This window comes from Sphingomonas sp. SKA58, assembly GCF_000153545.1.
GTDB classification, from domain to species: Bacteria; Pseudomonadota; Alphaproteobacteria; order Sphingomonadales; family Sphingomonadaceae; genus Sphingobium; species Sphingobium soli.
In genome coordinates, this window is record NZ_CH959307.1 from 1201328 (window position 1) to 1227451 (window position 26124).

Annotated in this window: 27 protein-coding genes (1 of these 27 running past the window's edge); 14 read left to right on the forward strand and 13 right to left on the reverse strand. The window is 66.2% G+C overall.

Annotation, left to right across the window (positions count from 1 at the left end; translation table 11 throughout):
- Positions 1-39: 39 nt before the first annotated feature.
- Entirely contained in the window at positions 40-603 is a 564-nt protein-coding gene (locus SKA58_RS15250) for a thiamine phosphate synthase (RefSeq protein ID WP_009823366.1), read from the reverse strand.
- 16 nt (positions 604-619) lie between these two features.
- Here SKA58_RS15250 and SKA58_RS15255 point away from each other — a divergent pair, with 16 nt between their 5' ends.
- Positions 620-1360, forward strand: coding sequence for a YggS family pyridoxal phosphate-dependent enzyme (locus SKA58_RS15255; protein ID WP_009823367.1), 741 nt, complete (start codon positions 620-622; stop codon positions 1358-1360).
- Between the two features lie 122 nt (positions 1361-1482).
- On the opposite strand, the gene SKA58_RS15260 is transcribed toward SKA58_RS15255, so the two are convergent.
- Complete coding sequence (locus SKA58_RS15260; RefSeq protein WP_037543716.1) at positions 1483-4287, reverse strand: TonB-dependent receptor; 2805 nt, start codon at positions 4285-4287, stop codon at positions 1483-1485.
- A 186-nt stretch (positions 4288-4473) separates the two neighbouring features.
- A complete protein-coding gene (gene pdeM, locus SKA58_RS15265; RefSeq protein ID WP_009823369.1) occupies positions 4474-5133 on the reverse strand; it encodes a ligase-associated DNA damage response endonuclease PdeM in 660 nt (219 codons plus the stop codon).
- A gap of 65 nt (positions 5134-5198) precedes the next feature.
- Here pdeM and trhO point away from each other — a divergent pair, with 65 nt between their 5' ends.
- Entirely contained in the window at positions 5199-6050 is an 852-nt protein-coding gene (gene trhO, locus SKA58_RS15270) for an oxygen-dependent tRNA uridine(34) hydroxylase TrhO (protein WP_009823370.1), read from the forward strand.
- A 13-nt stretch (positions 6051-6063) separates the two neighbouring features.
- Here the strand turns inward: trhO and SKA58_RS15275 are convergent, their stop codons facing one another.
- From SKA58_RS15275 to SKA58_RS15290, 4 genes are read right to left on the reverse strand one after another with little or no spacing between them, the layout of a single operon-like run.
- On the reverse strand, positions 6064-6324 hold the full coding sequence (locus SKA58_RS15275; RefSeq protein ID WP_009823371.1) for a hypothetical protein: 261 nt from the start codon (positions 6322-6324) through the stop codon (positions 6064-6066).
- A 3-nt stretch (positions 6325-6327) separates the two neighbouring features.
- Positions 6328-7068, reverse strand: a complete 741-nt coding sequence (locus SKA58_RS15280) for a M48 family metallopeptidase (protein WP_009823372.1) — start codon at positions 7066-7068, stop codon at positions 6328-6330.
- Complete coding sequence (locus SKA58_RS15285) at positions 7025-7453, reverse strand: YcgN family cysteine cluster protein (RefSeq protein ID WP_009823373.1); 429 nt, start codon at positions 7451-7453, stop codon at positions 7025-7027. Before SKA58_RS15285 ends, SKA58_RS15280 begins: the two co-directional genes overlap by 44 nt.
- Positions 7450-8103: an SCO family protein gene (locus SKA58_RS15290; RefSeq protein ID WP_009823374.1), complete on the reverse strand. Its 654-nt coding sequence runs from the start codon at positions 8101-8103 to the stop codon at positions 7450-7452. Before SKA58_RS15290 ends, SKA58_RS15285 begins: the two co-directional genes overlap by 4 nt.
- 40 nt (positions 8104-8143) lie before the next feature.
- Here SKA58_RS15290 and SKA58_RS15295 point away from each other — a divergent pair, with 40 nt between their 5' ends.
- The 4 genes from SKA58_RS15295 to SKA58_RS15310 all read left to right on the forward strand — a co-directional run bounded on the left by SKA58_RS15295 (position 8144) and on the right by SKA58_RS15310 (position 10944).
- The gene (locus SKA58_RS15295; protein ID WP_009823375.1) at positions 8144-8761 is read left to right on the forward strand and encodes an ankyrin repeat domain-containing protein; all 618 of its coding nucleotides are present in this window, start codon (positions 8144-8146) and stop codon (positions 8759-8761) included.
- A gap of 73 nt (positions 8762-8834) precedes the next feature.
- On the forward strand, positions 8835-9512 hold the full coding sequence (locus SKA58_RS15300; RefSeq protein ID WP_009823376.1) for a queuosine precursor transporter: 678 nt from the start codon (positions 8835-8837) through the stop codon (positions 9510-9512).
- A gap of 95 nt (positions 9513-9607) precedes the next feature.
- Positions 9608-10525, forward strand: a complete 918-nt coding sequence (gene argB / locus SKA58_RS15305; protein ID WP_009823377.1) for an acetylglutamate kinase — start codon at positions 9608-9610, stop codon at positions 10523-10525.
- 77 nt (positions 10526-10602) lie between these two features.
- Complete coding sequence (locus SKA58_RS15310; protein WP_009823378.1) at positions 10603-10944, forward strand: SWIB/MDM2 domain-containing protein; 342 nt, start codon at positions 10603-10605, stop codon at positions 10942-10944.
- A 55-nt stretch (positions 10945-10999) separates the two neighbouring features.
- On the opposite strand, the gene SKA58_RS15315 is transcribed toward SKA58_RS15310, so the two are convergent.
- The gene (locus SKA58_RS15315) at positions 11000-12208 is read right to left on the reverse strand and encodes a hypothetical protein (RefSeq protein WP_009823379.1); all 1209 of its coding nucleotides are present in this window, start codon (positions 12206-12208) and stop codon (positions 11000-11002) included.
- Positions 12209-12391: 183 nt separating this feature from the next.
- On the opposite strand from SKA58_RS15315, the gene yczR reads away from it, so the two are divergent.
- Positions 12392-13855 (forward strand): MocR-like transcription factor YczR, encoded by a 1464-nt coding sequence (gene yczR, locus SKA58_RS15320; RefSeq protein WP_037543721.1) that lies wholly within the window; start codon positions 12392-12394, stop codon positions 13853-13855.
- A gap of 82 nt (positions 13856-13937) precedes the next feature.
- On the opposite strand, the gene ppa is transcribed toward yczR, so the two are convergent.
- Both ppa and SKA58_RS15330 read right to left on the reverse strand, forming a co-directional pair.
- A complete protein-coding gene (gene ppa / locus SKA58_RS15325) occupies positions 13938-14480 on the reverse strand; it encodes an inorganic diphosphatase (RefSeq protein ID WP_009823381.1) in 543 nt (180 codons plus the stop codon).
- A gap of 38 nt (positions 14481-14518) precedes the next feature.
- A complete protein-coding gene (locus SKA58_RS15330; RefSeq protein ID WP_037543724.1) occupies positions 14519-16459 on the reverse strand; it encodes a M61 family metallopeptidase in 1941 nt (646 codons plus the stop codon).
- A 164-nt stretch (positions 16460-16623) separates the two neighbouring features.
- On the opposite strand from SKA58_RS15330, the gene hisS reads away from it, so the two are divergent.
- From hisS to SKA58_RS15360, 6 genes are all read left to right on the forward strand, one after another.
- Positions 16624-17883 (forward strand): histidine--tRNA ligase, encoded by a 1260-nt coding sequence (gene hisS / locus SKA58_RS15335; protein WP_009823383.1) that lies wholly within the window; start codon positions 16624-16626, stop codon positions 17881-17883.
- Positions 17883-18968: a peptide chain release factor 1 gene (gene prfA, locus SKA58_RS15340; protein WP_009823384.1), complete on the forward strand. Its 1086-nt coding sequence runs from the start codon at positions 17883-17885 to the stop codon at positions 18966-18968. Before hisS ends, prfA begins: the two co-directional genes overlap by 1 nt.
- Positions 18965-19816, forward strand: coding sequence for a peptide chain release factor N(5)-glutamine methyltransferase (gene prmC / locus SKA58_RS15345; RefSeq protein WP_371388781.1), 852 nt, complete (start codon positions 18965-18967; stop codon positions 19814-19816). The genes prfA and prmC overlap by 4 nt, the downstream gene beginning before the upstream one ends.
- A gap of 317 nt (positions 19817-20133) precedes the next feature.
- Positions 20134-20982, forward strand: a complete 849-nt coding sequence (locus SKA58_RS15350) for a DUF4167 domain-containing protein (RefSeq protein WP_009823387.1) — start codon at positions 20134-20136, stop codon at positions 20980-20982.
- Positions 20983-21109: 127 nt separating this feature from the next.
- Complete coding sequence (locus SKA58_RS15355; protein ID WP_009823388.1) at positions 21110-22513, forward strand: DUF4139 domain-containing protein; 1404 nt, start codon at positions 21110-21112, stop codon at positions 22511-22513.
- Positions 22514-22523: 10 nt separating this feature from the next.
- Positions 22524-24065: a DUF4139 domain-containing protein gene (locus tag SKA58_RS15360; protein WP_009823389.1), complete on the forward strand. Its 1542-nt coding sequence runs from the start codon at positions 22524-22526 to the stop codon at positions 24063-24065.
- A gap of 4 nt (positions 24066-24069) precedes the next feature.
- Here SKA58_RS15360 and SKA58_RS15365 read toward each other — a convergent pair whose 3' ends face one another.
- A complete protein-coding gene (locus tag SKA58_RS15365) occupies positions 24070-24459 on the reverse strand; it encodes an acyl-CoA thioesterase (RefSeq protein WP_009823390.1) in 390 nt (129 codons plus the stop codon).
- Positions 24452-24751 carry a hypothetical protein gene (locus SKA58_RS15370; RefSeq protein ID WP_009823391.1) on the reverse strand — a complete coding sequence of 100 codons (300 nt, stop codon included), beginning with the start codon at positions 24749-24751 and terminating at the stop codon, positions 24452-24454. The genes SKA58_RS15365 and SKA58_RS15370 overlap by 8 nt, the downstream gene beginning before the upstream one ends.
- A gap of 137 nt (positions 24752-24888) precedes the next feature.
- On the opposite strand from SKA58_RS15370, the gene SKA58_RS15375 reads away from it, so the two are divergent.
- Positions 24889-25317, forward strand: coding sequence for a CBS domain-containing protein (locus tag SKA58_RS15375; protein ID WP_037543728.1), 429 nt, complete (start codon positions 24889-24891; stop codon positions 25315-25317).
- A gap of 19 nt (positions 25318-25336) precedes the next feature.
- On the opposite strand, the gene SKA58_RS15380 is transcribed toward SKA58_RS15375, so the two are convergent.
- Positions 25337-26124, reverse strand: the 3' portion of a protein-coding gene (locus SKA58_RS15380) for a lipopolysaccharide biosynthesis protein (RefSeq protein ID WP_009823393.1). The gene runs 700 nt beyond the window's last position; only the last 788 of its 1488 coding nucleotides appear in the window; the start codon falls outside the window, past its right edge; it ends in the stop codon at positions 25337-25339.

The following is a 26124-nucleotide window of genomic DNA, read 5'->3' on the forward strand; positions in this document are numbered from 1 at the left end:
CTGGCGCAAGAAACTTTGCAGGGATGGCGGCGTGATGGTTCAGTTGTTTGTCAGTCCATCGATCGCTGCCCAGCCCGCGGCGCTGAGCGCGGCGAGGCTGCGCCGGTGCCGGGCGGTCACGCCGCCCAGGGCGATCACCGGCAGGGGCGTGGCATGGGCCAGCGCCGCGAAACGCGCGCGACCAAGCGACCGCGCGCCTGGGTGCGAGCGGGTGGGAAAGAGGGGGGAGAGGAAAAGAAGGTCGGACCCCGCGCGCTGCGCCATCCTGATTTCCCGGCTGTCATGCGCGGGCGCGCTGTGCAGCAAGGGGCGGGGCGGGCGGCGGGAATCGCGGCCATGCCAGCCATCGGCACGCCAGGCCGCCGCCGCGCGCACTGGGCCTGCGAGCAGCAGGATGAGCCGCCGCCGCCGGGCGATGGCGCGCAGTGCGTCGAACAGCGCGCGGCGCTGGGCGGGCGGGGTGCGGTAATGGCGCAGGATGATGCCCGCCCGGCCACGGGGGAGCGCGCGGGCGGCGGCCAGCAACCGGTCATCGGCCACGCGTTCGTCGGTCATCAGCCAGAGACCGGGCAGCGATTTGCGGTGGCGGCGGTGCATGGCCATCCCTATAGCAGCGCGCATGACGACCGCCAGCATCCCCGCCGATCCGGCCGCCCAGCGGCTGGCCGCTGTGCGCGACGCCATGCGCCGCGCCGCCCGCCTGACCGATCGCAGCGCCGACGACATTCGCCTGATCGCGGTGTCCAAAACGCATGACGCCGATGCCATTCGGCCTTTGATAGCCGCCGGACAGCGCGTGTTCGGGGAAAATCGCGTGCAGGAAAGCCAGCAGAAATGGCCGGCGCTGCGCGAGGCGCAGGAGGATATCGAACTGCATCTGGTGGGGCAGCTGCAATCGAACAAGGCGGCCGAGGCCGTGGCGCTGTTCGACGTGATCCATGGTCTGGACCGGCCGTCGCTGCTGACCGCGCTGGCCAGGGCGATGGATGGGGCGGGCAGGCGCGTGCCCTGCTTCATCCAGGTCAATATCGGTGCGGAGGAGCAGAAGGGCGGATGCCCGATCGCCGATACGCCGGCGCTGATCGCGGCGGCGCGCGATGCCGACATTCCGATATTGGGCCTGATGTGCGTGCCACCCGCCGATGTGGAGCCAGCGCCCTTCTTTGCGTTGCTGGCCAAGATGGCGCGGGAGGAGGGGCTGGAGCGCCTGTCCATGGGCATGTCTGGCGACTATGAAACCGCGATCATGCTGGGCGCGACCGACATTCGCGTGGGCACAGCGCTGTTCGGCGAGCGCCCCGCGCCCGCCCGCCCGGTGCCGGGGAGCGGGCGGGGGATGATCCGCAATTCAGGAGGATAAGCCCGTCTTTCGATCCTCCCCATGGTGGGGAGTGGTGGAAGGGTGTCACCCTCTTAAAAAGCAGGACACCCCTCCGTCAGCGCTTCGCCCTGCCACCTTCCCTGCCAGGGGAGGATGCGACTCTAAAAACTGCCGCGCAGGGTGATGCCATAGGTGCGCGGTTCGGCGAGATAGGCCGAAATCAGCTGGTTCGCGATCGGCGCACCGGCGGCGAACTGGCCGGTGGTTGATGTCGCCGGGCTGCTTGACTGGAGCGGGCTGGAAAAGGCGACCTGGGTGAAATCCTGGTTGAAGATGTTCTGGCCCCAGAATTCGATCGCCCAGCGTTGATCCTTGCCGCGTATGCCGACGCGCGCATTGACGATGGCATAGCCATCCTGACGCTTTTCGGGGAACAGGTCGGACCCTGTATTATAGTCGCTGGTCAGGCGGCCATCGACATAGAACAGCGCGGAAAGGCCGCTGGAGCCAAGCTGCGGCGTCCAGGCGGCGCTGGCGGTGGTGACGAGTTGCGGCGCGTTGGAATTGATCGATCCGGGCAGCAGGAACAAGGCGGGATCGAGCGGCACGCTGCCGTCGCCGCTGCCGACCAGGCGATTGGCGAATTTGGCGCGGGCATAGGTGAGGCCGCCGGAGACACGGACATTGCGCGCCGGGCTGGCCGACAATTCCAGTTCCACGCCCTGGCTGATGAGGCCCGGTCCCACATCGCCGCTGTCGCAGGTGCGCGCGGCGCTGAGCGCGCTGTCGCAGCCATTGATATTCTGTACGACGAAGCTGGTGCCGTTGAAGGTGTTGAGCTGGAAATTTTTGAACTCCTGCCGGAAGGCGGCGATGTTCGCGCTCCATTTGGGCTGCGCATATTTGAGGCCGATTTCAAAGGCGTCGACCTTTTCGGCCGCGAATCGCAGGCTGGTGACATCGGCATTGGTGCGGGGCGCGAAGACGGCGGGAATGGCGTTGAGGCCGGTCGACCCCAGCTGGAAGCGATCAAGGTTGAAGCCGCCGGCCTTATAGCCCTTCGAATAGCTGCCATAGAGCAGCAGATCGTCGATCGGCTTCCAGGACAGCACGGCCGTACCGGAAAATTCGCCATCACTGATGCGGTCGTTGAGGTCGAGCGCGTTAAGGCTGGTCGATCCGTTGCCCAGGCAGCCGAGCGTCAGGATGCCGCCGGCCAATGCGGCGGCGCTGCCCAGTTGCGGATTGGTCGCGATGCCCGGCAGCGCGGACGACTGAAGCGCAGCGCAGGTGGCGTTGTTATTATTGAAATCGGCCGAGAAGCGCTTGCTTTCATGGGTGTAGCGCAGGCCCAGTGTCAGATCGAGCCGGTTGGTGAGGTGGACGATATTATGCGTGAAAAGCGCCCAATTCTCACTCTTCTGCCGGTAGATGGACGCGGTGTCGCCGGTGCCGCCGGGAATGGCGGCGAGCGCGCGCAACCCATTGCCAAGGCCGGTCGAGATCGCGTCTGCCTGTGCTGCGGCAAGGGCCGGGGGCAGGCCGGCATTGACGAAGGCGGCGGTGAGGCCCGAATTCAGATTGGCCTGCGTGCCGGCGATCAGCGGCTGGATGGCGAGGCCGCTGCCGCAGGCGGCAAGCTGCTGCGCGGTGAAATTGCTGGTCGCCCCGGCCCCGGCCATCAGTCGGCAGGCGGCGAAACGGCCATAGTCGGCGCCGAACCGGATATTGTCCTGTAACGTCAGCCGTTCATTGGCGTAATAGCCGCCCACCAGCCAATCGAGCGCGTCGCTGAACGCCGATCCTTGCAACCGCAATTCCTGGGTGAAGGTCTTGAACTGGCGATAGGTGTTGGGATCGCGATAGAGGAGGTCGGCGCGATTATAGTCATAATCGCCATAGTCGCGGGATTTGTAGTCGCGATAGGCGGTGATGCTGGTAAGCTTGGCGCCACCGAAATCATAGTTGATTTCGCCCGAAACGCCCCAGTCCTTCAGCTTGCTGACATAGTCGCGGCCCGGCGTGATCGACAGTTCGCGATCATAGGGGTCGGCGGGAATGACGCTGCCCTGGCCCGCCAGGATCGCGGCGATGCGGTTGAAGGGCGCGTCGGTGTAGCCGCCGCCGGCGGCGGGCAGCCGTTCGCGCGATTCGATATAGGCCGCGCCGCAGCAGCTTTCGTCGCGATTGGTATAGTCGCCGATCAGGCGGATGGAGAGGGCGTCATTGGGCTCGATCAGCGCCTGCCCGCGCAGGAAATAGCGGTCGCGGTCATTGGTGTCGCCCACGGTCGCGCCGGTGCCGTCGACCAGCTTGTAGAAGCCGTCGCGCTTGCTCCAGACGCCATCGAGCGCCAGCGCGATGCTGTCGCTGATCGGCCCGGTGACGCGGCCTGACAGACGCCAATAATCATAATTGCCGTAGGTGATTTCCCCCTTGGCATGGAATTCGCGTTCGGGCGCCTTGCTGATGATGTTGATGAGGCCGGCCGATGCGTTGCGGCCGAACAGCGTGCCCTGCGGCCCGCGCAGCACTTCCACCCGCTCGATTTCGCCCAGTTCGTTAAGGCCAGCGCCCGTGCGCGAGCGGTAGACGCCGTCGATGAAGACCGCGACCGAGCTTTCCAGGCCTGGATTGTCGCCGACAGTGCCGATGCCGCGAATACGGGCCGAGGCATTGGCTTCGGAGCCGGTGGAGGAAACGAGCAGCGAGGGCGCGAGCTGGTTCAGCGTACGAATGTCGCTGGCGCCGCTATTCTGCATCGCCTGCGCGCCCACGGCCGACACCGCGATCGGTACGTCCGACAGCGGGCTGGCGCGGCGGGTGGCGGTGACGATGATGTCAGCGGCCGGATCGTCGGCCGCGGCCTGCGGTATAGCGGCGTCCTGCGCCAGCGCGGCGGGGGCAAGCATGCCCAGCGCCAGCGCGCCGGTGGTGGTCAGCCAGAGACTCTTGTCTGTCAGCATCATATCATCCTCTCCTGGCCCGCGCGGCTTTTCGGCGCTTCGGGTTCGGGTGCGATTATGCTGCCACAGCAGGGGATTGGCAAGAGTTGCCCGCTTTTCCGGGGCTTTTACGCAGATGCGAGATGCATCCATGTCGGCGCTGTTGCACAGTGGCAACATTTGCGCTTTGCTTTCCGTAACGTCGCTTTACGAAAGCGGAAAGCGCAGCAGGCGGTCCGCGACGGGCACGAGCGCGGCCGCACCCGGCCCGACGGCGCGGCGAATCTCGCCATGGCCGGCATCCAGCCCGCCGGTGAGCGCGCCGAGCGCGGGCAGGATCAGCTTGGTCGCCGATCCGACAAAGCAGCGGCGCGACACATGGCGGCCGCGCAGCGACAGGCGCAGCTTGGGGTGGAAATGGCCGGAAATTTCAGGGTCTGGATCACCGACCTGCGCCTCATGCCGCAGCCAGATGCCGCCGACTTGCGCCTGGGCGACGCGCCGTCCACCGGGCATTGCGGCCACGCCAATGTCATGATTGCCGGTGATCCAGGTCCAGTCCAACCGACCGGTCAGGGCCGCCAGCCGATCGCGCGCCTGTGGGTCGAGCCGGGCGGCGCCGTCGCTGTCGTGGAAACTGTCGCCCAGCGAATAGACCGCCTGCGCGCCGGTGCGCGCCACCAGCGCGTCGATCATGTCGAGCGTGGCCTGGCTGTCATGTGGGGGCAGGAACTGGCCGAAACGGGCATACCAGCTCGCCTTTTCGAAATGCAGGTCGGCGACCAGCAGCGCGCGGCGCGCGGGCCAATAGAGCGCGGCTTCCGGCAGGGCCAGAAATGCCTCTCCTGCGAACGAAAGGGGAACCATCCAGCGCCTATGCGCTTGTCCGTCGCGGCTTTCAAGTGGCGGCGCACAGGCCTATAGGCGCTGCCATGCCCGCCACATCGCCCGCCACCCCGTCCGCCTACGCCATTGCCGCCCTGTATCGCTTCGCCCGGTTCGATGATCCCGATGCGATCGCCGCGCAGTTGCGGGCGTTGTGCGGCGATCTTGGCACGTGCGGCACGCTGATCGTCGCGGGCGAGGGAATCAACGGCACGGTGGCAGGCAGCGATGACGCCATCGCCGCGCTGGTCGATCATATCCGCACGCTGCCGGGCTGCGCGGATCTCGATGTCAAATATGCGCGCGCCGATGCCGCGCCGTTTGCGCGCATGAAGGTCAAGGTGAAGGCGGAGATCGTGACGCTGGGCGCGGGCGATCTGGACCCGGCGACACAGGCGGGCGATTATCTGGACCCGGCGCAGTGGAACGCGCTGATCGCCGATCCCGACACGATCGTCATCGACACGCGCAACGCCTATGAGGTGGCCTGCGGCACATTTGAAAATGCGATCGATCCGGCGACGCGGTCCTTTCGCGACTTTCCTGCCTGGTTCGATGGGCTGGCGGAGCGGCTGCGCGCCGAGGGGCGGGCGCCCAAGATCGCGATGTTCTGCACCGGTGGGATACGGTGCGAGAAATCGACCGCTTTGGTGAAGGCGCGCGGCTTCGACGATGTCTATCACCTGAAAGGCGGCATCCTGCGCTATCTGGAGGAGATGCCGGAAGCTGACAGCCGCTGGCAGGGCGAATGCTATGTCTTCGACGAGCGGGTGTCGGTGGGTCATGGGCTGAAACCGGGCAACCATGTCGCCTGCCCCGCCTGCGGCCTGCCCTATCCGCGCGACGGGGAGCATATGTGCGCCGGGGACGAAACGGGCGCCTGGCCGCATCGGGGGTAGGAGCCTCCCGCGCTCAGCGCGGCTCTTCGACCAGTTCGGCGATTTCGAAGACATAGCTGGTCCAGCCGCGCATCTTCGCGCCATCGGCGGCCGGCGCTTTCAGCTTCTTCGCTTCGGCCAGCGAGCGAGTGTGGCCCCAGAACACCTCGGTCCTGCCATTTTCCAGTTGCGCGACGATCCGCCAATAATGGGTGAGCGGGTCGGCGGTAGGGCCGATACGCTTCACATAGCCATCGGCCATGGTGGCGACGAGATAGCGTTTGCGGCGGGCCATGGATCAGGCGCGGTAGCGGTGGAGGCTGGCGCCATGGGCGCGCAACCAGGCGCGCGCGGGGCGGGGATCAGCGCCCAGGATGCGGCGATGCGCGGCGTGGAAGGCGGAGCTGTGGTCCATGTGCAGCAGATGCGCCAGTTCGTGCGCGACCGTGGCGCGGCGCACGTCGGGCGGGGCGAGGATCAGCCGCCAGCTATAGCGGATCGCGCCAGAGGCGGCGCAACTGCCCCAGCGGCTGCGCGGATCACCCACGCCCACCGATGCGACGATGAGGCCATGATCGCGCGCGATCGCATGGCTTTCGGTTTCCAGCACGGCCCGCGCCCGCGCGACCAGCCAGCGTTGCACGCGCGCGCCGACCGATTCCGCCGGGCCGCCCAGCAGGAGACGGTCGCCCTCCAGCCGAATCGTGCGGGTCGCGCCTGCGATCCAGCAGATGGTGATATCGCGCCCTTCGAGCGGGAAGGTCGCGCCATCGGCGAGTAGGGTGATGGCCGGTTGCTTAGCCAGTTGCGCGCGCACCCATGCTTCATGGTCCTGCGCCCAGGCCAGCGCCTTTTTCAGGTTCGCGCGCGCGGGCAGCGAGAGGCGAAGGCCGCCACGGGCGCTGTCCAGCGTCAGCCGATAGGCGCGGGCGCGGGCCGAGCGGCGGATGCGCACCGGCACGGGCGCGCCATCGATCAGGATCGCGGCGTCGCCCTCAAAGCTCGCGGTCGACAAGATGATGTTCCCAATCGCCTGCATCCGCCTCCGCCACGGTCCAGCCGCGCACCGATTCGCCGGCGCGATGCACCGCTTCCCGGTCGCCGCTGACGAGATAATGCCAGTCGGGCAGGGGCAGGCCGTCCCCACGCAGCCGGTAGGCGCAGGTGCGCGGCAGCCAGCCGAGGTTGCGCACCTTGGCCGGGGTCAGCCGCACGCAATCGGGCACGAAGCGGCGGCGATCCTTGTAATTGCTGCACTGGCCGCTCTGGCGGTCGAGCAGGCGACAGGCGACATTGGTGGGATAAATGCGCCCCGTATCTTCATCCTCCGCCTTGTGCAGGCAGCATTTGCCGCAGCCGTCGCACAGGGCTTCCCATTGCGCGCGATCCAGCTGGTCCAGCGGCTTTTCCCAGAAGGGGGTCATTTGATCCATTGGTGCAGGAAGGCGCGGACCTTGTCCGGCGCGCCTTCGTCCACGTCGGCGGTGGCGGGGTCATCCACCGGGACCAGAGCGATCGGCTGGCCATCGGGGCCGAACAGATAAGGGGTGCGGCTGTGGCTCACCAAATAGTCGCTGGCGCCCGCGCTCTCTTCCTTGCCGTAGATGACCGCGAAATCCTTGGCGACCTTGGCGATCTGGTCCGGCGTGCCGGTAAGGCCGATGAGGCGGGGGTGAAAGGCGGCCACATAGGTTTTGAGCACGGCGGGCGTGTCGCGGGCCGGATCGACGCTGATCAGCATCGGCTGCACCTTGGCGGCCAGTTGGGGACTGGCTTTTTCAAACTGGGCAAAGCCCTGCATGATGCGTTGCAGGTCGACCGGGCAGATATCCGGGCAATAGGTATAGCCGAAATAGACGAGGCGATACTGACCCTTGAAGTCATCCCAGCGGACCTGTTTTCCGTCCTGATCGGTAAGGGTGAAAGGGCCGCCGATGCGCGCGCCGGCAAGGTCGCCTTGGGCTGCGCCATTGTTTGATGCGGCGTTGCCGCCCCCCATATCGCAGGCGGAAAGCAGGGCGAGCATCGGCAGGGCGCAGGTCAAGATGGCTTTGTTCATGGCATCGCCAGCCATGCCCTGCTAGAAGCCGATTTGCAAATAGACAGGGCGCAGCATGACGAAGACCTTCCTTTCCGCTTTCCTGGTTCCGGCCGCTATGGCGATGATGGCGCCCGGCGTCGCGCAGGCGCAGTTTTCGGATAATTACAACTTTCTCAAAGCGGTGAAGGATCGCGACGGACAGAAGGTGACGGACTTCATCCAGAAGCCCGGCTCCACCGTCATCAACAGCCGCGACGTCACCAGCGGCGAAAATGCGCTGCACATCGTGGTGGCGCGGCGCGACAATAGCTGGCTGACATTCCTGCTGTCCAAGGGCGCCAATCCCAACCTGACCGACAATGACGGCAACACGCCGCTGATGGACGCGGTGCAGGCCCGGTTCGAGGAAGGCGTGCGCACGCTGCTGGCCTATAAGGCGCAGGTCGACAAGCCAAACGACAATGGCGAGACGCCGCTGATCCGCGCGGTGCAGTTGCGTGACGTGGGGCTGGTGCGCCTGCTGGTGGCGCAGGGGGCCAATGTCGACAAGCGCGACAGCCTGGCGGGCATGTCGGCGCGCGACTATGCGGCGCGCGACAATCGCACGCCGGGGCTGGCCGATGCGTTGGACGCAGCGAAGGACAGCGGCGCGGCCAAGCCGTCGGGACCGGTGCAGGGTCCGGTCTTCTGATCGGCAGGCTTTGAGCGGGGGTGTAAAGCCCCGCGCTCTTTCCCCGCCGCGCAAATGGCGATATGGGCGGCCGATGACGACTTCGCCCGCGCCCATCAGCCGATCGCTCTTCTTCTTTTCCATCTTTTATGGGGGCATGGTCTGCATCGCGGGCGTGCTGGGCAACAAGCAGGTGGCGCTTGGCCCGCTGTCGGGCATCGGTCCGATAGTAGGGCTGGGTCCGCTGGCGGTGGAGGCGGGGATTTTTGCCTTTCTGCTGCTGGTCACGATTTCAAGCGCGGTGGCGGAATTGCATGGCCGTGCGGTGGCGACACGATTGGTGCAGATCGGCTTCCTGCCGCTGATCGCGTCGATCCTGCTGTCGATCCTGGTGCTGGCGGCCCCGGCGGCCGGCGACATGGACCCGGCGCGGGCCGATGCCTTCGCGCTGATGATGGGTGGCACGCCGCGCATATGGCTGGGCGGGATCATCGCCTATGGCATTTCCCAAACGCTGAACGTGACGCTGTTCGCGGCGCTCAAGGGGCGGGAGGGCAGCCGGCTGCTGTGGTTGCGCGCGGCGACGGCAAGCATATTGTCGCAGATCGTCGACACGCTGCTGTTCGTGACCATCGCCTTTTACGGCATCTTTCCGATCGGCGAATTGCTGCTGGGGCAGATGCTGGCCAAGGTGCTGCTGTCGGCGATCCTGGTGCCCCCGGTCATCTATCTGCTGGTCGGGCTGGGGCGGCGGCTGGACCGGCAGAGCTGAAAACGACAACAAAGCCGACATATCCAGACATGGCATTTTGATTAGTTAGCTAACTAATGGAATAGCGGTTCTTGCGGGTGCGGGCATATCGGCCTATGCGCGCGCGCATGAACAGCAAGCACGCCCCCGATCCCGCGCTCCTGGCCAAGGCCGAAACCCTGGTGGAGGCGCTGCCCTATATGCAGCGTTATGCCGGCAAGACCTTCGTGGTCAAATATGGCGGGCACGCCATGGGCGACCCTGAAGCCGCGCGCGATTTCGCCGAGGATGTCGTGCTGATGAAGGCGGTCGGCATCAATGTCGTCGTCGTCCATGGCGGCGGACCGCAGATCGGCGCGATGCTAAAGAAACTGGGCGTCGAATCCCAGTTCATCGGCGGCCTGCGCGTCACCGACAAGGAAACCGCGCAGATCGCCGAAATGGTGCTGGCCGGGTCCATCAACAAGGAAATCGTGGGCTGGATCGCGGGTGCCGGCGGCAAGGCGGTGGGCATTTCGGGCAAGGATGGCGGCCTGGTCGTCTGCGAAAAGGTGCTGGGCAAGCGTGAGGCGGACCCCAATTCGGGCATCGAGCGCAATGTTGACCTCGGCTTTGTCGGTGACCCGGTTTCGGTTGACCGGTCGATCCTGGACACGCTGGCCAATAACGGCATCATCCCGGTGGTGGCGCCGGTGGGCATCGGCGCGGACGGGCATACCTATAATGTCAACGCCGACACGATGGCAGGCGCGATCGCGGCGGAATTGAAGGCGTCGCGCTTCTTCCTGCTGACCGATGTGGCGGGCGTGCTCGACAAGCAGGGTCAATTGCTGTCGGATCTCGATCCGGCGGCGATCCATGGGCTGGAAGCCGATGGCACGATCAGCGGGGGCATGATCCCGAAGCTGGAAACCTGCGTGCGCGCGGTCGAAGGCGGGGTCGATGCCGCTGTCATCCTGGACGGCCGGGTGCCGCACGCGATGCTGCTGGAAATCTTTACCGATCAGGGCGCGGGCACGCTGGTCCACAAATAGGCGCGGCCGCGCGGGCCGCAACCAATGGCGGCGCGCCGCGTATATGGCTATCGACCCCCCAAGGTGAGGAGCATGACGTGGCGAAATCGGCGGAAAAACGCGGCAAGGACGAAACCAAGGCCGCCGAGAAGACGGTCAAGGCGACCGGCAAGAAGGCCGGCGGCGCGCGCGGCGGCATCACTGCGCCGGTCACGCCCTCCCCGGAGCTGGCCGAAATTGTCGGCGACAAGGACCTGCCCCGCAGCGAGGTGGTGAGCAAGGTCTGGGATTATATCAAGAAGCATGACCTGCAGGACGCCAAGGACCGGCGGCAGATCAATGCCGACGCCAAGCTGGAAAAGATTTTCGGCAAGAAATCAGTGAGCATGTTCGAGATGAACAAGCATCTGAGCCAGCATCTGACCGCCAAGAAGGCCTGAGTGGCAGGGGCGGCCGGAATGCCCGGTCGCCCGCACCCGCCTGTCCAATGCCTCTCTATTCGATGCCGGTGAAGACCAGTTTCTGCACCCGGCGGCCGGTATTGACTTCGGTCGCGTAGAGATTGCCTTGGCTGTCGGTGTCGATGCTGTGCAGCCAGGTGAACTGGCCCGCCTGCCGCCCGATCCGGCCGATCGCGCCCAGCACTTCATGGGTGGCGCGGCGCAAGATCCAGATGCGGCCGTTCATCATGTCCGCGACATAAAGATAGGTCTGGTCCGGGTCGGGCGACAAGGCGATGTCGGTAACGCTGTGGGTGCCGCCGGTGTCGCCTGCGATGACGAGATCGCGCACGAAGGTCAGGCTGCCGTCCTTCCCCCGCTTGAACAGCTGCGCCCGGTTATTGTTGCGATCGCAGACATAGACATGGCCGTCGCGGGTCGGCACCGCGCAATGAACGATATCGGCAAAGATGGGGGCCTTGGGATCGGCGACCTTGCTAGGGTCGACGGCATGGCTCTGGTCGAAATCGCCGGTGCGGGTGGGGGCGACCGGTGGCTTGCCATAGGCACCCCAGCGGCCCTTATAGGCGTTGCTCTTTGCGTCGAAGCCGATGACGCGGCGATTGATATAGCCGTCCGAAATCAGCACCATGTCCTCGCTATGATTGACGTCCGACGGGTTGCCGAGCAGGTCGGTCGCGTCATTGCCGCCGGTCCTGTCGCGGCGACCGAAGCTGCGGATATGGCGGCCATCGGCGCTGTAGTTCAGCACGACATGATCGCCCTTGCCATTGCCGCCGAACCAGATTGTCCCGGCCTTGTCGACGAAGATGCCGTGCAGGCTTGAGGGCCACTGCGTGACGCCATCGACGCTGGGCGCGCTGTCGGGGCCGCCCCATCCGCCGAGATAGCGGCCGTCGCTGGCGAAGCGCACCACGGGAGGCGCAGGCTTGCAGCAGACGGCGATTGGCGGGTCTTGCGCCAGGCCCGTATCGGTGGCGGTGAGCGAATGGGGGCGATGGACAACCCAGACACTGTCGTCGGGGCCGACCGCGACGCCGCTCACCTGCCCCAGCAATAGGTCCGGCGGCATGGCGGGCCAGGCGGCGTCGACCATGAAGCGCGGCATTTTCGTTCCGGGGCGCGCGATCTGTTCGAAGGCGAGCGGCGCGAGCGCGGGGCGCGCGGGCATTGACGCATCGGGCGCCGGGCTGGTCGCGCCGAGAAGCGGCAGGGCGAGGAGGATGGCAAGCAGGCGGCGCATGGGGTAGCTCCCGGATCGCGAGGTTAGGGGATCATGCCAGCGAGCAGGCCGGCGTCAAGGATCGTGCGCGAGACCGGCGATCATGGCTTGAAAGAAAGGGCAGCTTTGGCGCAACTGGCCTTTTCCATCAAGGCCAGTTTTGGATAATTGGACAGGATAGACCCTTCAGTCGGAGGAATGTTCATGTCCACTTCGCTGCTTCGCCCGCCGTCCCTGTTGCGCCTGCTGGGCGCATGGCGCGCGCAGGACAGCGCGGAGCCGGCCTATCGCCAATTGGCGCAGGCGCTGCGGATGCTGGTGCTGGACGGGCGGGTCGGCTTGAATGTGAGGTTGCCGGGCGAGCGGGAACTGGCCGCTGCGCTGGGCCTGTCGCGCACGACCATTGCCGCAGCCTTCGACCGGCTGCGCGACGAGGGGTTTCTGGAGAGCCGGCAGGGGTCGGGCAGCGTCACCCGCTTGCCCGCCGGTCATGCGACGACGCCGGCCGCCGACCCGGAGAGGACGAGCGGCGGCAACCTGCTCAACTGGACCCACGCGGCATTGCCCGCCGCGCCCGGTGTCGCCCGCGCCTATGCCCATGCAGTCGAGGCGCTGCCTGCCTATCTGGGCGATCTGGGCTATGATCCTTTCGGCCTGATGGTGCTGCGCCGCGCGATCGCCGCCCATTATGAGCGGCGCGGTTGCCCGACCTCGCCCGACCAGATCATGGTCACGAACGGTGCGCAGCAGGGATTTTCGCTGCTGCTGAAGTGGTTGGCGGGGCCGGGCGACCGGGCGGTGATCGACCATCCGACCTATCATAACGTCATCCAGGCGTTGCAGCGCGCCCATGTCGTGCCGGTGCCGGTCGGCCTGCCCGAACAGGGGTGGGATATTGACGCGATGGAGGCGGCGTTCCGCCAGACCGCGCCGCGCTTTGCCTATGTGATCGCTGATTTCCACAATCCAACCGGGCGGTCGATGGACCCGGCCACACGGCGCGCGCTGGTGGCGGCGGCCACGCGCACGCACACGCCGCTGATCGTCGATGAAACGATGGTGGCGATGGGGCTGGACTTTGCGCCGCCGCCGCCGGTCGCCTGCCACGACCCATCGGGGCGGCAGGTGATTTCGCTGGGGTCGGCGAGCAAGATTTTCTGGGGCGGGTTGCGCGTCGGATGGATCCGGGCGGACGCGCAGACGGTCGCGGCGCTGGGGCGGTTGCGCACGACGATGGATATGGCAAGCCCGGTGGTGGAGCAATTGGCGGTGGCGCAGCTGATCGATGCGGATGTCGGGCTGGGCGCGCGGGCGCAGACACTGCGCGACCGGCGCGACCATCTGCTGGGCCTGATCGCCACGCATCTGCCGCACTGGCGGGTCGAATCGCCGGCGGGCGGCCTGTCGCTCTGGGCCGAATTGCCGCGCGCGGAGGCGACCGCGCTCGCCGCGCTGGCCGAAAGCCTGGGCGTGCGGGTGGCGGCGGGGCCGCGCTTTGGCGTGGGCGGCGCGTTCGAGCGATTCCTGCGCCTGCCCTTCACGCTGGACGAGGGCCAGCTGGAGGCGGGGGTTGCGCGGCTGGTGGAGGCGGACGCGCGGCTGCATGCGCGCCTGCCGCGCGGGCGCGACAGTTTCGCGCTGGCGATGGAGGCGGACCGGCTGATTTAAGGCGCGCAGCGCGCTTTAGACAGAAAAAGGCCGCGCGGTGCGGGACCGCGCGGCCTTTTTTTCTAAACCTGACGGGCGTGGTTCAGGCGGTCTTTTTCGCCGCCTGATAGCGTTCGATCGCTTCCACCGTGATCTGGCGTGCGTCTTCCGCGCCGCCCCAGGTGCCGATGCGCACCCACTTCTTCTTCTCCAGATCCTTATAATGGGTGAAGAAATGCTCGATCTGCTGGAAGACGATTTCCGGCAGGTCGTCGCGTTCGCCCACATTGGAATAATAAGGGAAGGTCGAATCCACCGGCACGCACACCAGCTTTTCATCGCCGCCCGCTTCGTCTTCCAGGTTCAGCACCGCGATCGGACGGGCGCGCACGACGCAACCGGGGATGAAGGGCGACCGCGCGACGACCAGCGCGTCGAGCGGATCGCCGTCGGGCGACAGCGTATGCGGCACGAAGCCGTAATTGGCCGGATAGCGCATCGGCGTGTGCAGGATGCGATCCACGAACAGCGCGCCCGACGCCTTGTCGAACTCATATTTGACCGGCTCGCCGCCCACCGGCACCTCGATGACGACATTGAGGTTGTTGGGCGGATCATCGCCAACGGAGATCAGTTCGATATTCATGAAAACGCCTTTTTCCTACACGTTTCGCTGGGGGTGAGTCATGTTCTTGGCTTGAGCAGCCGGTCGAGGCTGCCTTCACCCTCTCCTGTCTTTTCGAGGCGCGGATAGCGCAAGCCACCTGAATATGCGAGCGACAAAGTGCGGTAATATTTGTCCTGCTTGACGATGATCTGGATCGGCGTCTTGCCGTCCTTTGCCGCGGTGATTGCCGCCTTCCAGTCTTCGGGCGAAAATTCGTTGCCGTTGACCGCCAGTATCTTGGCGCCCACGACCAGACCGGCCTTGAACGCCGCGCTGTCCCAGATGACGCTGCTGATATCGCCGTCATTCTTGACGATCGCGCCGATGCCCGACCCCTGGTCGACATATTTGCCCGCTGTTTCGGCCGCCTTGGTGAAGCTGTTGGGCTCTTCGGTGTAGACAAGCTTGTAGCCGCCCATGAAGAAACCGCCCTTGGGTGTTTCGCCGGTGGTGCGATCGACATATTTCTGGAAGAAGCCGGCCCAGTCATAGGGGGCGATGCCGTTGAGCGTCGCGATGACGTCGTCGCGATTATAGACGACCTGGCCCCAGTCGCCCGGCTTGATGCCGAAGAAGGCCTTCGCGAAATCGTCCAGCCCCTTGCGGCCGCGGGTCGCCTTGCTGATGATGGCGTCGGCCTCCAGCCACATCATCAGGCCTTCATTGTAATAATCCTCCGACCGCTGCCAGCTGCTCCAGCCCTTGGGGCGGCGCGCGGATATGATGGGATCATGGGTCGTGTCTTCGAGCGGACGCCATTGCCGGCCGACCGCCGTGTCGAGCCGCGCGGCGATATTGGCATAGGCGTCGAGCGTTTCCTGCTTGGTGAACATGCCCGACCGCGCGCCCAGCACATAGCCCCAGAATTGCGTCTGGCCTTCATAGACCCACAGCAGATTATCCTGCATCGGCGTGCGGAAATCGGGCGTCCAGAGCAGGTCGGGGCGGCGGAACTTGCCGTCCCAGCTATGGGTGAATTCATGCGGGAGAAGGTTGCGGTCAAGCAGCGCCTTGTCCGAATCCCAATCCTTGAAATAGCCCGGTTCGACCTGGTTTTCCGAGCTGCGCTGATGTTCCAGGCCAATGCCGCCCATTTCGTCCGTGATAGCGAGCAGGAAGTCATAATGATTGAAATGATAGGCGCCAAACAGCGCGCCGGCTTCGTCGACCAGCTTTTTATGCTTGGCGATCTGTTCGGGCTTGTAGGCGAGTTCGTCGGCATCGTCGGCGACGATGTTGAGCGTCACGTCATGGCCCAGGTCCACCGGCTTGAAATAGCGGCCGGCAAAGACGGGCGAATCCTGCAACGCTTCATAGTCGATGGTTTCATAGGCGACGGTATCGCCCGTCTTCGTGCCGCGCAGCGCGGTCGCGGCCTGCCAGCCGGCGGGATAGGTGACGGTCGCCTGCACCGGGATCTGGCGGGTATAATAGCCCGCCGGGTAGAGCGACACCTGTTCCCACTGGAGGTTCAGCATCTTGGGCGTGATGACGACACGGCCCTGATTGGGCTGGGTGGCGGACAGGAACTGGAAGGAGGCGACGATCTCGGTCGCGCCCTGCGGCACGTCGATCGTGAAGGCGTAGACGTCGAGCGGATCACGCACCCACTCAATCGGCTGGCCATTGGCGGTGATGGTGAGGCCGGCGAGCTTTTCGATCTGGCCGCGCGGGGCGTGGTTGCCCGGCAGCCATTGGGGCATCAGCAGCGTCATCGGCCCGGCCTGGGCGACGGGGATGGTTTCCTTGACGCGGTAGATGCGCTGGGTGGTGTCGGTCGCGTCGACCTCCAGCCTGATCGTGCCGGGATAGGGCGTGTCGCGCGGCGCGGGCGTCGCGTCATTGACGTGCAGGGCGGTCGGTTTGGACCGCACCGCGTCCTGCGCATGGAGCGGCGTAACGATCGCGGTGGCGAGGCCTGTCGACAGGCAAAGGGCGGCAGCAAGGCTGCGGATCATGGAGGTCTCCGAAAGATGGACAGGCCGGTCGGCCCGGATGGCCCAAGCATGGCGGCTGCGCGCGCGCGCGTCCACCCCTGACCGAACGGAGATACGCCCTCAAGGGCAGGGGACCGAAAAACCGCGTTTCCTTGGACTTGAAATGCCGTTAAAGGCGCTGCCCCATGGCCAGAATAGATACCCCGCGCCCGGTGCGCGGCACGCAGGACATGCTGGGCGGTACGCCCGATGCTTTCCAGGAGAGGTTCGCGCATGTGGTCGCGACCTTCGATCGCGTGCGCCGGCTCTATGGGTTCCAGCGGGTCGAGGTGCCGGTGTTCGAGGCGACGGCAGTGTTCGCCCGGTCGCTGGGCGAAAGCACCGATGTCGTGTCCAAGGAAATGTATACGTTCGAGGATCGCGGTGGTGACAGCATCACCCTGCGCCCCGAATTCACCGCCGGGATCAGTCGCGCCTATATCACCGAAGGCTGGCAGCAATATGCGCCGCTGAAAGTGGCGACGCATGGGCCGCTGTTCCGCTATGAACGGCCGCAAAAGGGACGGTTCCGCCAGTTCCACCAGCTGGACGCCGAAATCATCGGCGCGGGTGAGCCGGGCGCGGATGTCGAATTACTGGTGATGGGCGATCAGCTGCTGCGCGAGCTGAAGATCGAGGGCGTGACGCTGACGCTCAACACGCTGGGCGACGCGGCGAGCCGGGACGCCTGGCGCGCGGCGCTGATCGCGCATTTCGAAGCAAACCGGGGCGATTTGTCGGAAGACAGCGTTGAGCGGCTGGCGAAGAACCCGCTGCGCATCCTGGACAGCAAGGACCCGCGCGACCGGCCGATCGCCGACAGCGCGCCGGATATCGACGCTTATCTGACCGATGAGGCGCGCGGCTTTTTCGAAAAGGTGACGGCGGGCCTGGACGCGGCAGGCGTGGCGTGGGAGCGCAATGCGCGGCTGGTGCGCGGCCTGGATTATTATCGCCACACGGCGTTCGAGTTCGTGACCGATCGGCTGGGCGCGCAGGGCACGGTGCTGGGCGGCGGGCGCTATGACGGGCTGATCGAGAATCTGGGCGGCCCCGCCACGCCGGCGGTCGGCTGGGCGGCGGGGATCGAGCGGCTGGCGATGCTGGTGGATGCGCCAGAGGTTGAGAAGCCAAGCGTGGTGCTCATTCCCATGGGAGAGGCGGCCGAAGCACGGGCGACCGGCATCATCGCTGACCTGCGCCGCGCCGGCATCGCCTGCGACATGGGCTATCGCGGCAATATGAAGAAGCGGATGCAGCGCGCCAATGCATCGGGCGCCGACTGGGCGATCATCCTTGGTGATGATGAACTGGCGCAGGGCGAAGCGGCTGTCCGCAACCTTGGCACTGGTGAGCAGCAGGCGGTGGCGCTTGATGCGCTGGTCGGAACCGTGACGGCGCTCTGATGCACATTTCCGCCGAACGTATTGCGCAGATCGAGGCGCGCCGGGACGAGGTGCAGGCGTCGATGACGCGCGCCGATCTGGCGCCCGATCAGTTCGTGCGGCTCTCCAAGGAATATGCCGAGATCGAGCCGGTGGCGGCGGCGGCGCGCGAATTGCGGCGCTTGCGGCAGGAACTGGCGGCGCTGGAAATGATGACCGGCGGCGAGGAGGCGGACCCGGCCATGCGCGACATGGCGCAGGAGGAAATGCAGCTGCTCAAAAGCCAGCTGCCCGCCGCCGAGCGCGCGCTGGCGCTGCAATTGCTGCCCCGCGACGCGGCCGATGCGCGGCCCGCCATGCTGGAAATCCGCGCCGGCACCGGCGGGGACGAGGCGGCCCTGTTCGCCGGCGACCTGTTCCGCATGTATCAGCGCTATGCCGATACGCAGGGATGGAAGATGGAGATGCTGTCGGCCAATGCATCCGAACAGGGGGGCTTCAAGGAAGTGGTCGCCAGCATCAATGGCGCGGGCGTCTTTGCGAAATTGAAGTTCGAGAGCGGTGTGCACCGGGTGCAGCGCGTGCCGGTGACGGAAAGCGGAGGGCGCATCCATACCAGCGCCGCGACCGTCGCGGTGCTGCCCGAACCCGAAGAGGTGGACGTGCAAATCGCCGACGCGGACCTCAAGATCGACATTTATCGCGCGTCGGGCGCGGGCGGGCAGCATGTGAACACCACCGATTCGGCGGTGCGCATCACCCATGTGCCGACCGGCATCGTGGTGACGCAGCAGGATGAACGGTCGCAGCACAAGAACAAGGCGAAGGCGATGCAGGTGCTGCGCGCGCGCCTGTACGAAGCCGAGCGCGAACGCACGCAGAATGAGCAGGCGGGAGCGCGCAAGGCGATGGTGGGATCGGGCGACCGGTCCGAACGCATCCGCACCTATAATTTCCCGCAGGGGCGCGTCACCGACCATCGCATCAACCTGACGCTGCATCGGCTGCCCGAAATATTGGAAGGGCCGGGCCTTTCCGAAGTGATCGACGCGCTGACGGCCGAGGATGAAGCGGCGCGGCTGGCGCAGCTGGACGGGGTGAGTTGACGGGGTCTTCCCCCCTGTGCCTGACGAGCGGGAGCATCCCGGACGCGCTTCGCGCCGCCACCGATAGTCTTGCCGGTTCCAGCGACACGGCGCGGCTGGACGCGGAATTGCTGATGGCGCACGCGCTGGGCCTGCCGCGCGGAGAGATGCTGATGCGGCAACGCGATTTGGGCGTGCCGTCCGATTTCGCGGCGCTGATCGCGCGGCGGGCGGCCGGAGAGCCGGTCGCGCATATCATTGGCATGCGGGACTTCTGGACGATCACGTTGGCTGTGACGCCCGACACGCTGATCCCGCGCCCGGACAGCGAGACGCTGATTGAGGCGGCGGTCGACTATTTCGGGGCGCAGGGTCCGCAGACGGTGCTGGACCTGGGCACCGGGTCTGGCGCGCTGTTGCTCGCGGCGCTGGCGCAATGGCCGCAGGCGCGCGGGCTGGGGATCGACGCGTCGGCGGGCGCGCTGTTGGTGGCGCGGGGCAATGCGGCGCGGCTGGATCTGGACGCGCGCGCCGAATTTCGCGCCGGGGACTGGGCGACGGGGGTGGAGGGGGTGTTCGACCTGCTGCTCATCAACCCGCCCTATATTGGCGTGGATGAGCCACTGAGCGGCGATGTATTGCGCGAACCGGCCAGCGCGCTGTTTGCAGGGGTGGACGGGCTGGACGATTATCGCCGCATCGCGCCCGACCTGCCACGCCTGATCGCGCCGGGCGGCATGGCGGCGATTGAGATTGGCCACAGGCAGGGCGACAGCGTCGGCGCGCTGGTGGCGGCGCAGGGGTTGAACGTCGCGATCCGCCGTGACCTGGCGGGGCTTGATCGCTGCGTCATCGCTACGCGGACATGATCGGCAATGGGCGATTTACGCGCAGGAAAACGAAAATCGCTTGGTTTATGCCGGGAAAGCCACTACATCGGGTTTAGGAACGGCTCCATCTCGTGATCTGGCTACTATGGCCATGGACAGAAAAGGCCGTTTTTTACGCTCCTTAAAGTCATGACGGCGTTCGCTGCGCTAGCGCCGGTGGCGGCCAGGCAATTGGCCCGGATCATCCGGGCAGGCCCGGCGGAGCCATATTCGGCCAAATGGATGGCCGTGCTTGGGGATGGCGACTGAACAGTGTCTTCAGTGAGTTTTGACATAGCGAACGCAAGGACCATGTCTTGATCAACAACCGGCAATCCGGCCGTCGCAATCGCGGCCGGAACAATAACGGTCGACCCAATGGTGGCAACCGGGGCGGCGGCGACAATGGCAACCGCATCGACAACCGCGCGCGCGGCAATGCGGCCCAGCTTCTTGAGAAATACAAGAATATGGCCCGCGATGCGCAGATGGCCGGCGACCGCGTGAATGCCGAATATTATTTGCAGTTCGCCGACCATTATTTCCGCGTGCTGGCCGACAATCGCGCCCGCCAGGAAGAACAGCAGCAGCGTTATCGTCGCAATGACGATGACTATAGCGAAGACGGCGATGAATTCGACAGCGCCGATTATGGTAGCGACGATGGACGCGCCGACCAGTCCGAGCGCGGATCGCGCGATCAGGGCCGTGGCCAGGCGCGGGATCAGGGCCGCGATCAATCGCGCAATCAGGGCAGGGATCAGGCCAGAGACCAGGACGGTCGGCAGGATGACGAGCGCGAGGCGCGCGGCAACCGGCGCGACCGCACCCGCCGCGATCAGCAGGGCGGTGACGTCGATGCATCGACCCGGATGGAACGCGGCGTCGAAGGCCCGACCGGCACCCCCGCCGACGCGATGAGCGAGGCTGCGCAGGCCGCGCCCGCTGCGGCTTCTGCCGTTGAAACCGAAGCGCCAAAGCCGCGTCGCGGCCGTCCGCGCAAGGTCGATGCCGCCAAGGCCGCCGATGACGCGCATGGGATGGACGCCACGATCCTGCCGCCCTCGATCGCGCGGGCGGACAATGATGAAGACGCGCCAGCCGAAGACGCACCCAAGAAGCGCACGCGCCGGCCGCGCGCGAAGGCGGCCGAGGCCGCTGAATAACAGCATCGCCCGCTATTTGGCGGCGACATCGGGGGACGATGCGAGCGCGCATCGTCCCCTTTTTGCTGCCCGCTTTCCAAGTCGCGCGCGATCCGGCACAAGGCGGACGCAAAGACCGGAGAGAGAGATGATCGCTGCGCGCCTGCCCGTCCCGTTGCTGCTGGCCCTGATGTCGGCAAGCGCCCATGCGCAGGTCGCAAGCGACCCGGTGGGCGCCAGCGCGCAGGGGGATATTGCCGTCACCATCTATAATGGCGGCCAGTCGCTGGTGCAGGATGAACGGCGACTGCCGGTCACGCAGGGCCGCAACCGCATCGAATTTCCCGATGTATCGGCGCGCATCCGGCCCGAGACGGTGAATCTGTCGGGGCCGGGCCTGTCCATCGTCGAACAGAATTTCGATTTCGACCTGCTGTCGCCCGACAAGCTGATGGACAAGGCGGTGGGGCAGGAGGTGACGCTGGTGCGCACCAATGTCGCGACCGGGGCGGAAACGCGCGAACGGGCGAAGGTGCTGGCGGCCAATGGCGGCATTGTGCTCCAGATCGGCAGCCGGATCGAAGTGCTGCGCGACGACGGCCTGCCGGTGCGGGTGGTATTCGACCGGGTGCCGCCCAATTTGCGCGCGCGCCCGACATTGTCCGTGACGGTGGAAGCGGACCGCGCCGGCACGGTGCCTGCCCGCCTGTCCTACCTGACCCCCAATCTGGGCTGGACCGCCGATTATGTCGCGATGTTCGACGCGGCGAAGCAGGCGATGGACATGCAGGGATGGGTGACGCTCACCAACAATACGGGCACGACCTTCACCAACGCGCGCACTTTGTTGGTGGCGGGCGACCCCGCCAATGGCGGCGGCCGGCAACGCGGCTTTGCTGCTGGCGCGGGCGCGATCGATGCCGCCGGAACGGAAAGCGGGACGCGCGAGCGGCTGGGTGACTATTATCTCTATCCGTTGGCCGCCCGCACGACGATCGCCGACGCGCAGCAGAAGCAGGTGAGTTTCCTGGATGTGCAGGGCACACCGGCGCGGGCGACCTATGAATATGTAAACGGGTGGCTGGGCAGTTCCGCCGAGCCGATGAGCGCGTCGAGCGTGCTCAAATTTTCAACGTCAAGACAGGGCGGCCTGGGCGACCAACTGCCCGCCGGGACGATCCGCGTCTATATGCGCGATGCGCGCGGCGATCCGCAGTTCATCGGCGAGAATCGCATCGACCATACGCCGATGGGATCATCCATGGCGCTGCGCACCGGCGAGGCCTTCGACGTCAAGGTCCGCCCGACCGTCGAGCAGCGCACCCGCAAGGGCGCGGACCGGTGGGAAACGCGCATGCGCTATACGCTGACGAACGCGCGACCGGAGGCGGTGACGGTTGACCTGGCGCAGCTGGGCCTGTGGGGCGACACCCGCGTGGTGCAGCAGAGCCTGGAGGGACGGCGCGTGTCGGCGGAGCGGATGGAATGGAGCGTGCCTGTGGCGGCCAATGGGTCGGCCGAACTGCTGGTCACGTTCGATTCGCGCTATTGAGCGCGACGACATGATGGCCGGGCGGCTGATCCTTGTCCTTGCGCTGGCGTTAGCGGCGGTGGTGCCAGCGATGACGCGGGCGCAAACGCTGGTGTCGCCACGGCCCGATACGGTGGCGCTGACCATCTATCGCCAGCCTGGCCGCGTGCGCGGCGCGATCGACCCGCAATGGCCGCGCGGCTATGCGCTCGTCACGGAAACCCGCACCATCGACCTGCCGCAGGGCGAAAGCGTGATCCGGTTCGAGGGCGTGGCCGAAGGGTTGATGCCGGAAACGGCCGTGCTGTCCGGCTTGCCGCAGGGGGTGTGGGAGAAAAATCGCGACGACCGGCTGTTGTCGCCCGCAGGACTGGTCGACGCCTATCTCAAGCGCAGCGTGACGCTGCGCCGCACCGATCGCGCCACGGGCAAGGTAACGCAGCAGGATGCGGTCATCACCGCAGGGCCGGCGGGCGGCGTGATCGTGCGCACGGCGCAGGGTTATGAGGCATTGGGGTGCAGTGGCCTGCCCGAACGGATGCTTTACCCGCAGGCCCCCGCCGACCTGTCGGCGCGCCCGACGCTGTCGGTGATCGCGACTGCCGATCGGCCGACGCGCGCGACCGTGCAGCTCACCTATCTGGCGCAGGGGTTCGACTGGGCGGCCAATTATGTCGCCGAGCGGCGCGCGGACGGTCGCATCGACCTGATGGCGTGGCTGACGCTGGCCAATGGGGGCGTGACGGGCTTTGCCGATGCGAAGGTCGCGGTGATCGCCGGGCATCCCAACCGGGAGGCGCGGGCGTTGCTGCGGCGGCAGGCAGCCGGTGCGCTCAGCTTACGCTGCTGGCCGATGGACGGCACCAGCACCCACCCGCGCTGGGGATTGCCGCCGGTGGCGATGGCGCAGCGGATGGAGCGGGCGGAGGATATCGTCGTGACGAGCGCGCGGCTGGCGGCGCCGGCTCCACCGCCGCCACCTCCGCCACCTCCGCCACCTCCGCCTCCGCCCGAAGATGTCGGCGATTTGAAACTCTACCGCATTCCCTTTGCCGTCGATGTCGCGCCGAGCGGGCAGAAGCAGGTGGCCCTGCTAAGGCAACCGGGCGTGGCGGCAGAGCGGCTTTATGCCGCCACGGTGCGCGGGGCGACGCCATCGCTGCCGATGACGCTGCGCCTGCGCTTGCGGAACCGGGCGGAGGATGGCCTGGGAATCGCCATGCCCGCAGGCCGCGTCGCGTTGTTCGAACACGTGGCGGGGCAACGGCTGTTGGCGGGGGAGGCGGACGTGGCGGACAAGGCCGCGGGCGAGCGGATCGATTATGACCTGATGCAGAGCCCCGATGTGCGGATCGCCGCGACAATCGCGCAGGAAAGCGCCAAGCGCCGACGCTGGATCGTCAGCGTCAGCAATGCGCGGGCGCAGCCCGTGACCGCCGAAGTCACCCTGGCGCAGGATATTACGCCCCGGCCAAAAGGGCTGGAGCGGCGCGGCAGTGGCTGGATCTGGCGCATAGTCGTGCCGGCGAAAGGCAAGGCAGACTATCGCTATGATGAGCGGCTCGACCGCTGAACCGTCAGGCGGTCGGAAAGGGCCGGGGTCGGTGATCGGCGTCCAGCGCCACGAAGGTATAGACGCCGCTGGTGAGCGGCACTTCTTCCTGCGCGATTCCGCGCGTCGCCACGACGTCGATGCGGATCGCCAGCGATGTCCGTCCGCGCCGCTCTTCGCGCGCATAGACCGACACGATATCGCCCAGCAAAATCGGGGCGATGAACTTCATGCTTTCTATCGCGACGGTGGCGACCGGTCCCTGCGCCAGGCGATGGGCGATGATGCCGCCGGCGATATCCATCTGGCTGAGCACCCAGCCACCGAAAATATGGCCGTTGGCGTTGATATCGGCCAATCGCGGCATCACGCGCAGCACGGCTTCGCCCCGGTCGTCTTTCGTAGTTTCAGTCATCCAGCGGCACCTCGTCCTTCGCCCTGTCAATTACCTGTTCGTCATGCCCGGTCCCGCTGGACAGGAAGACGAGCGCCATCAGCCCCGTCCCCAGCATGAAGGTCAGCCATACGCCCAATGTGGTCGCGATCGCCATATGGATCGGCAGCGAACCCGTCCACCAATAGAGAAACAGCAGCGCCGCGCCGACGCAGGCCGCGCCGCCGGCCGCCATCCAGGCCATGATCCGGCGAAACCGGCCCCAGGCGGTCGCGGCGATCTGCGGGTCGTCGAGCGCTTGCTTGCGTGTCATCCCTTTTCTTTGGGGTGCGATCGTGGGATCATCAAGCGCCGGACGCGATTTGGGTCGCCAACGCCCGGCTGGCGGCTCGTTCATCGCGCAACAGAATAACAGGACCGGCGGACGCAGGCGAACAAGGAGAGCAGGCCATGACCATTGCAACGATTTTGCAGCGCAAGGGGAACGACGTCATCCAGGTCGAGCCCAGCGACAGCGTGCTGAGCGCCGTCCGATTGCTGGCGGACCAGCGAATCGGCTGCGTGCCCGTGGTCGCCAATGGCCAGGTCGTAGGCATTTTTTCGGAGCGCGACCTGGTCTATCGCGTGGCGCAGGACGGACCGTCCGCACTGGACCATAGTGTGGGCGAGGTGATGACCGCGCCCGCCATCACCATCGATGAACAGACATCGGTCATGCAGGGCCTGTCGCTGATGACGAAGCGGCGCATCCGTCACCTGCCGGTGGTGGTCGATGGCGCACTGGCGGGCATGATCTCGATCGGCGATCTGGTCAAATTCCGAATCGACAGCATCGAATCGGAAGCCGCGGCAATGCGCGACTATATCCAGACCGTCTGATCGCCGGAGGGCTGCCGGGTCAGGCCGCGGCCTGAACCGGCGGCTTGCGGCGGATCACCAGCGCGATCAGTTCCCGAAGTGTCCCGCGCGCACACAGCAGCAGCGCGCCCAGAAAGGCGAGGCCGCCGGCCGGAACCAGAATGGCGAGCCGCAGCGGGGCAGGGAGAACCGGCAGCGCAGAATCGATGGCGAGCACGACGCCGGCCATCAGCAACGAACAGCCAAGGCCCGGCGCCGCCGCCAGTGCGAGGTCGGCAAGGCGCAGGCCCATGGGCGCGCCAGCGAGGCGCGCGGTCACCAGCGTCAGCAGCGGAAAGGCGGCCAGCCAGGCCCAGGCCAGGCCGATCGCCCCATATTGGATGCCAATCAGGAAGGCCGCCGGCATCAGCACCGCGCCGACCCCGGCGATTCGCGCGGTGGTGCCGGGGCGGCCGAGCGCATTGCTGACCGGCGCGAACATCACCTGCACCGTCATGAACGGCATGGCGAGCGCCAATATGGTGACGAAGGGGGCCATGGCCAGCCATTTTTCCCCGAACAGCGTTTCCACCAGCGGTCCTGCCGTCACCGCCATGCCAAGGTAAATGGGGCAGGTCAGCAGCAGCAGCAGCTTTACCGCCTTGCAGAAGGACCAGGAGACGCGGCTCACATCCTTCTGCATTCGCGCATAGGCGGGAAAGGCGACGTCGTTGAGAGGGGGCACGAATTTACTGACGAAAATCTGGGTGAGGAACAGCGCTTCGGCGTAAAGGCCCAGCGCATGGGGATCGAGCACGCGGCCGCCGATGAAGATGTCCGCCTGGCTCT

Coding starts and splice junctions, on each gene's coding strand:
- argB (WP_009823377.1), top strand. CDS start 9,608: ATGCGCGCGCGCATGAACAGCAAGCACGCCCCCGATCCCGCGCTCCTG.
- SKA58_RS15250 (WP_009823366.1), bottom strand. CDS start 603: ATGGCCATGCACCGCCGCCACCGCAAATCGCTGCCCGGTCTCTGGCTG.
- SKA58_RS15355 (WP_009823388.1), top strand. CDS start 21,110: ATGATCGCTGCGCGCCTGCCCGTCCCGTTGCTGCTGGCCCTGATGTCG.
- prfA (WP_009823384.1), top strand. CDS start 17,883: ATGCACATTTCCGCCGAACGTATTGCGCAGATCGAGGCGCGCCGGGAC.
- SKA58_RS15275 (WP_009823371.1), bottom strand. CDS start 6,324: ATGGCCCGCCGCAAACGCTATCTCGTCGCCACCATGGCCGATGGCTAT.
- SKA58_RS15315 (WP_009823379.1), bottom strand. CDS start 12,208: ATGCGCCGCCTGCTTGCCATCCTCCTCGCCCTGCCGCTTCTCGGCGCG.
- SKA58_RS15280 (WP_009823372.1), bottom strand. CDS start 7,068: ATGCAGGCGATTGGGAACATCATCTTGTCGACCGCGAGCTTTGAGGGC.
- yczR (WP_037543721.1), top strand. CDS start 12,392: ATGTCCACTTCGCTGCTTCGCCCGCCGTCCCTGTTGCGCCTGCTGGGC.
- SKA58_RS15260 (WP_037543716.1), bottom strand. CDS start 4,287: ATGCTGACAGACAAGAGTCTCTGGCTGACCACCACCGGCGCGCTGGCG.
- SKA58_RS15290 (WP_009823374.1), bottom strand. CDS start 8,103: ATGGCTGGCGATGCCATGAACAAAGCCATCTTGACCTGCGCCCTGCCG.
- trhO (WP_009823370.1), top strand. CDS start 5,199: ATGCCCGCCACATCGCCCGCCACCCCGTCCGCCTACGCCATTGCCGCC.
- SKA58_RS15370 (WP_009823391.1), bottom strand. CDS start 24,751: ATGACACGCAAGCAAGCGCTCGACGACCCGCAGATCGCCGCGACCGCC.
- ppa (WP_009823381.1), bottom strand. CDS start 14,480: ATGAATATCGAACTGATCTCCGTTGGCGATGATCCGCCCAACAACCTC.
- SKA58_RS15255 (WP_009823367.1), top strand. CDS start 620: ATGACGACCGCCAGCATCCCCGCCGATCCGGCCGCCCAGCGGCTGGCC.
- SKA58_RS15365 (WP_009823390.1), bottom strand. CDS start 24,459: ATGACTGAAACTACGAAAGACGACCGGGGCGAAGCCGTGCTGCGCGTG.
- SKA58_RS15330 (WP_037543724.1), bottom strand. CDS start 16,459: ATGATCCGCAGCCTTGCTGCCGCCCTTTGCCTGTCGACAGGCCTCGCC.
- SKA58_RS15375 (WP_037543728.1), top strand. CDS start 24,889: ATGACCATTGCAACGATTTTGCAGCGCAAGGGGAACGACGTCATCCAG.
- SKA58_RS15300 (WP_009823376.1), top strand. CDS start 8,835: ATGACGACTTCGCCCGCGCCCATCAGCCGATCGCTCTTCTTCTTTTCC.
- SKA58_RS15360 (WP_009823389.1), top strand. CDS start 22,524: ATGATGGCCGGGCGGCTGATCCTTGTCCTTGCGCTGGCGTTAGCGGCG.
- SKA58_RS15295 (WP_009823375.1), top strand. CDS start 8,144: ATGACGAAGACCTTCCTTTCCGCTTTCCTGGTTCCGGCCGCTATGGCG.
- hisS (WP_009823383.1), top strand. CDS start 16,624: ATGGCCAGAATAGATACCCCGCGCCCGGTGCGCGGCACGCAGGACATG.
- SKA58_RS15285 (WP_009823373.1), bottom strand. CDS start 7,453: ATGACCCCCTTCTGGGAAAAGCCGCTGGACCAGCTGGATCGCGCGCAA.
- pdeM (WP_009823369.1), bottom strand. CDS start 5,133: ATGGTTCCCCTTTCGTTCGCAGGAGAGGCATTTCTGGCCCTGCCGGAA.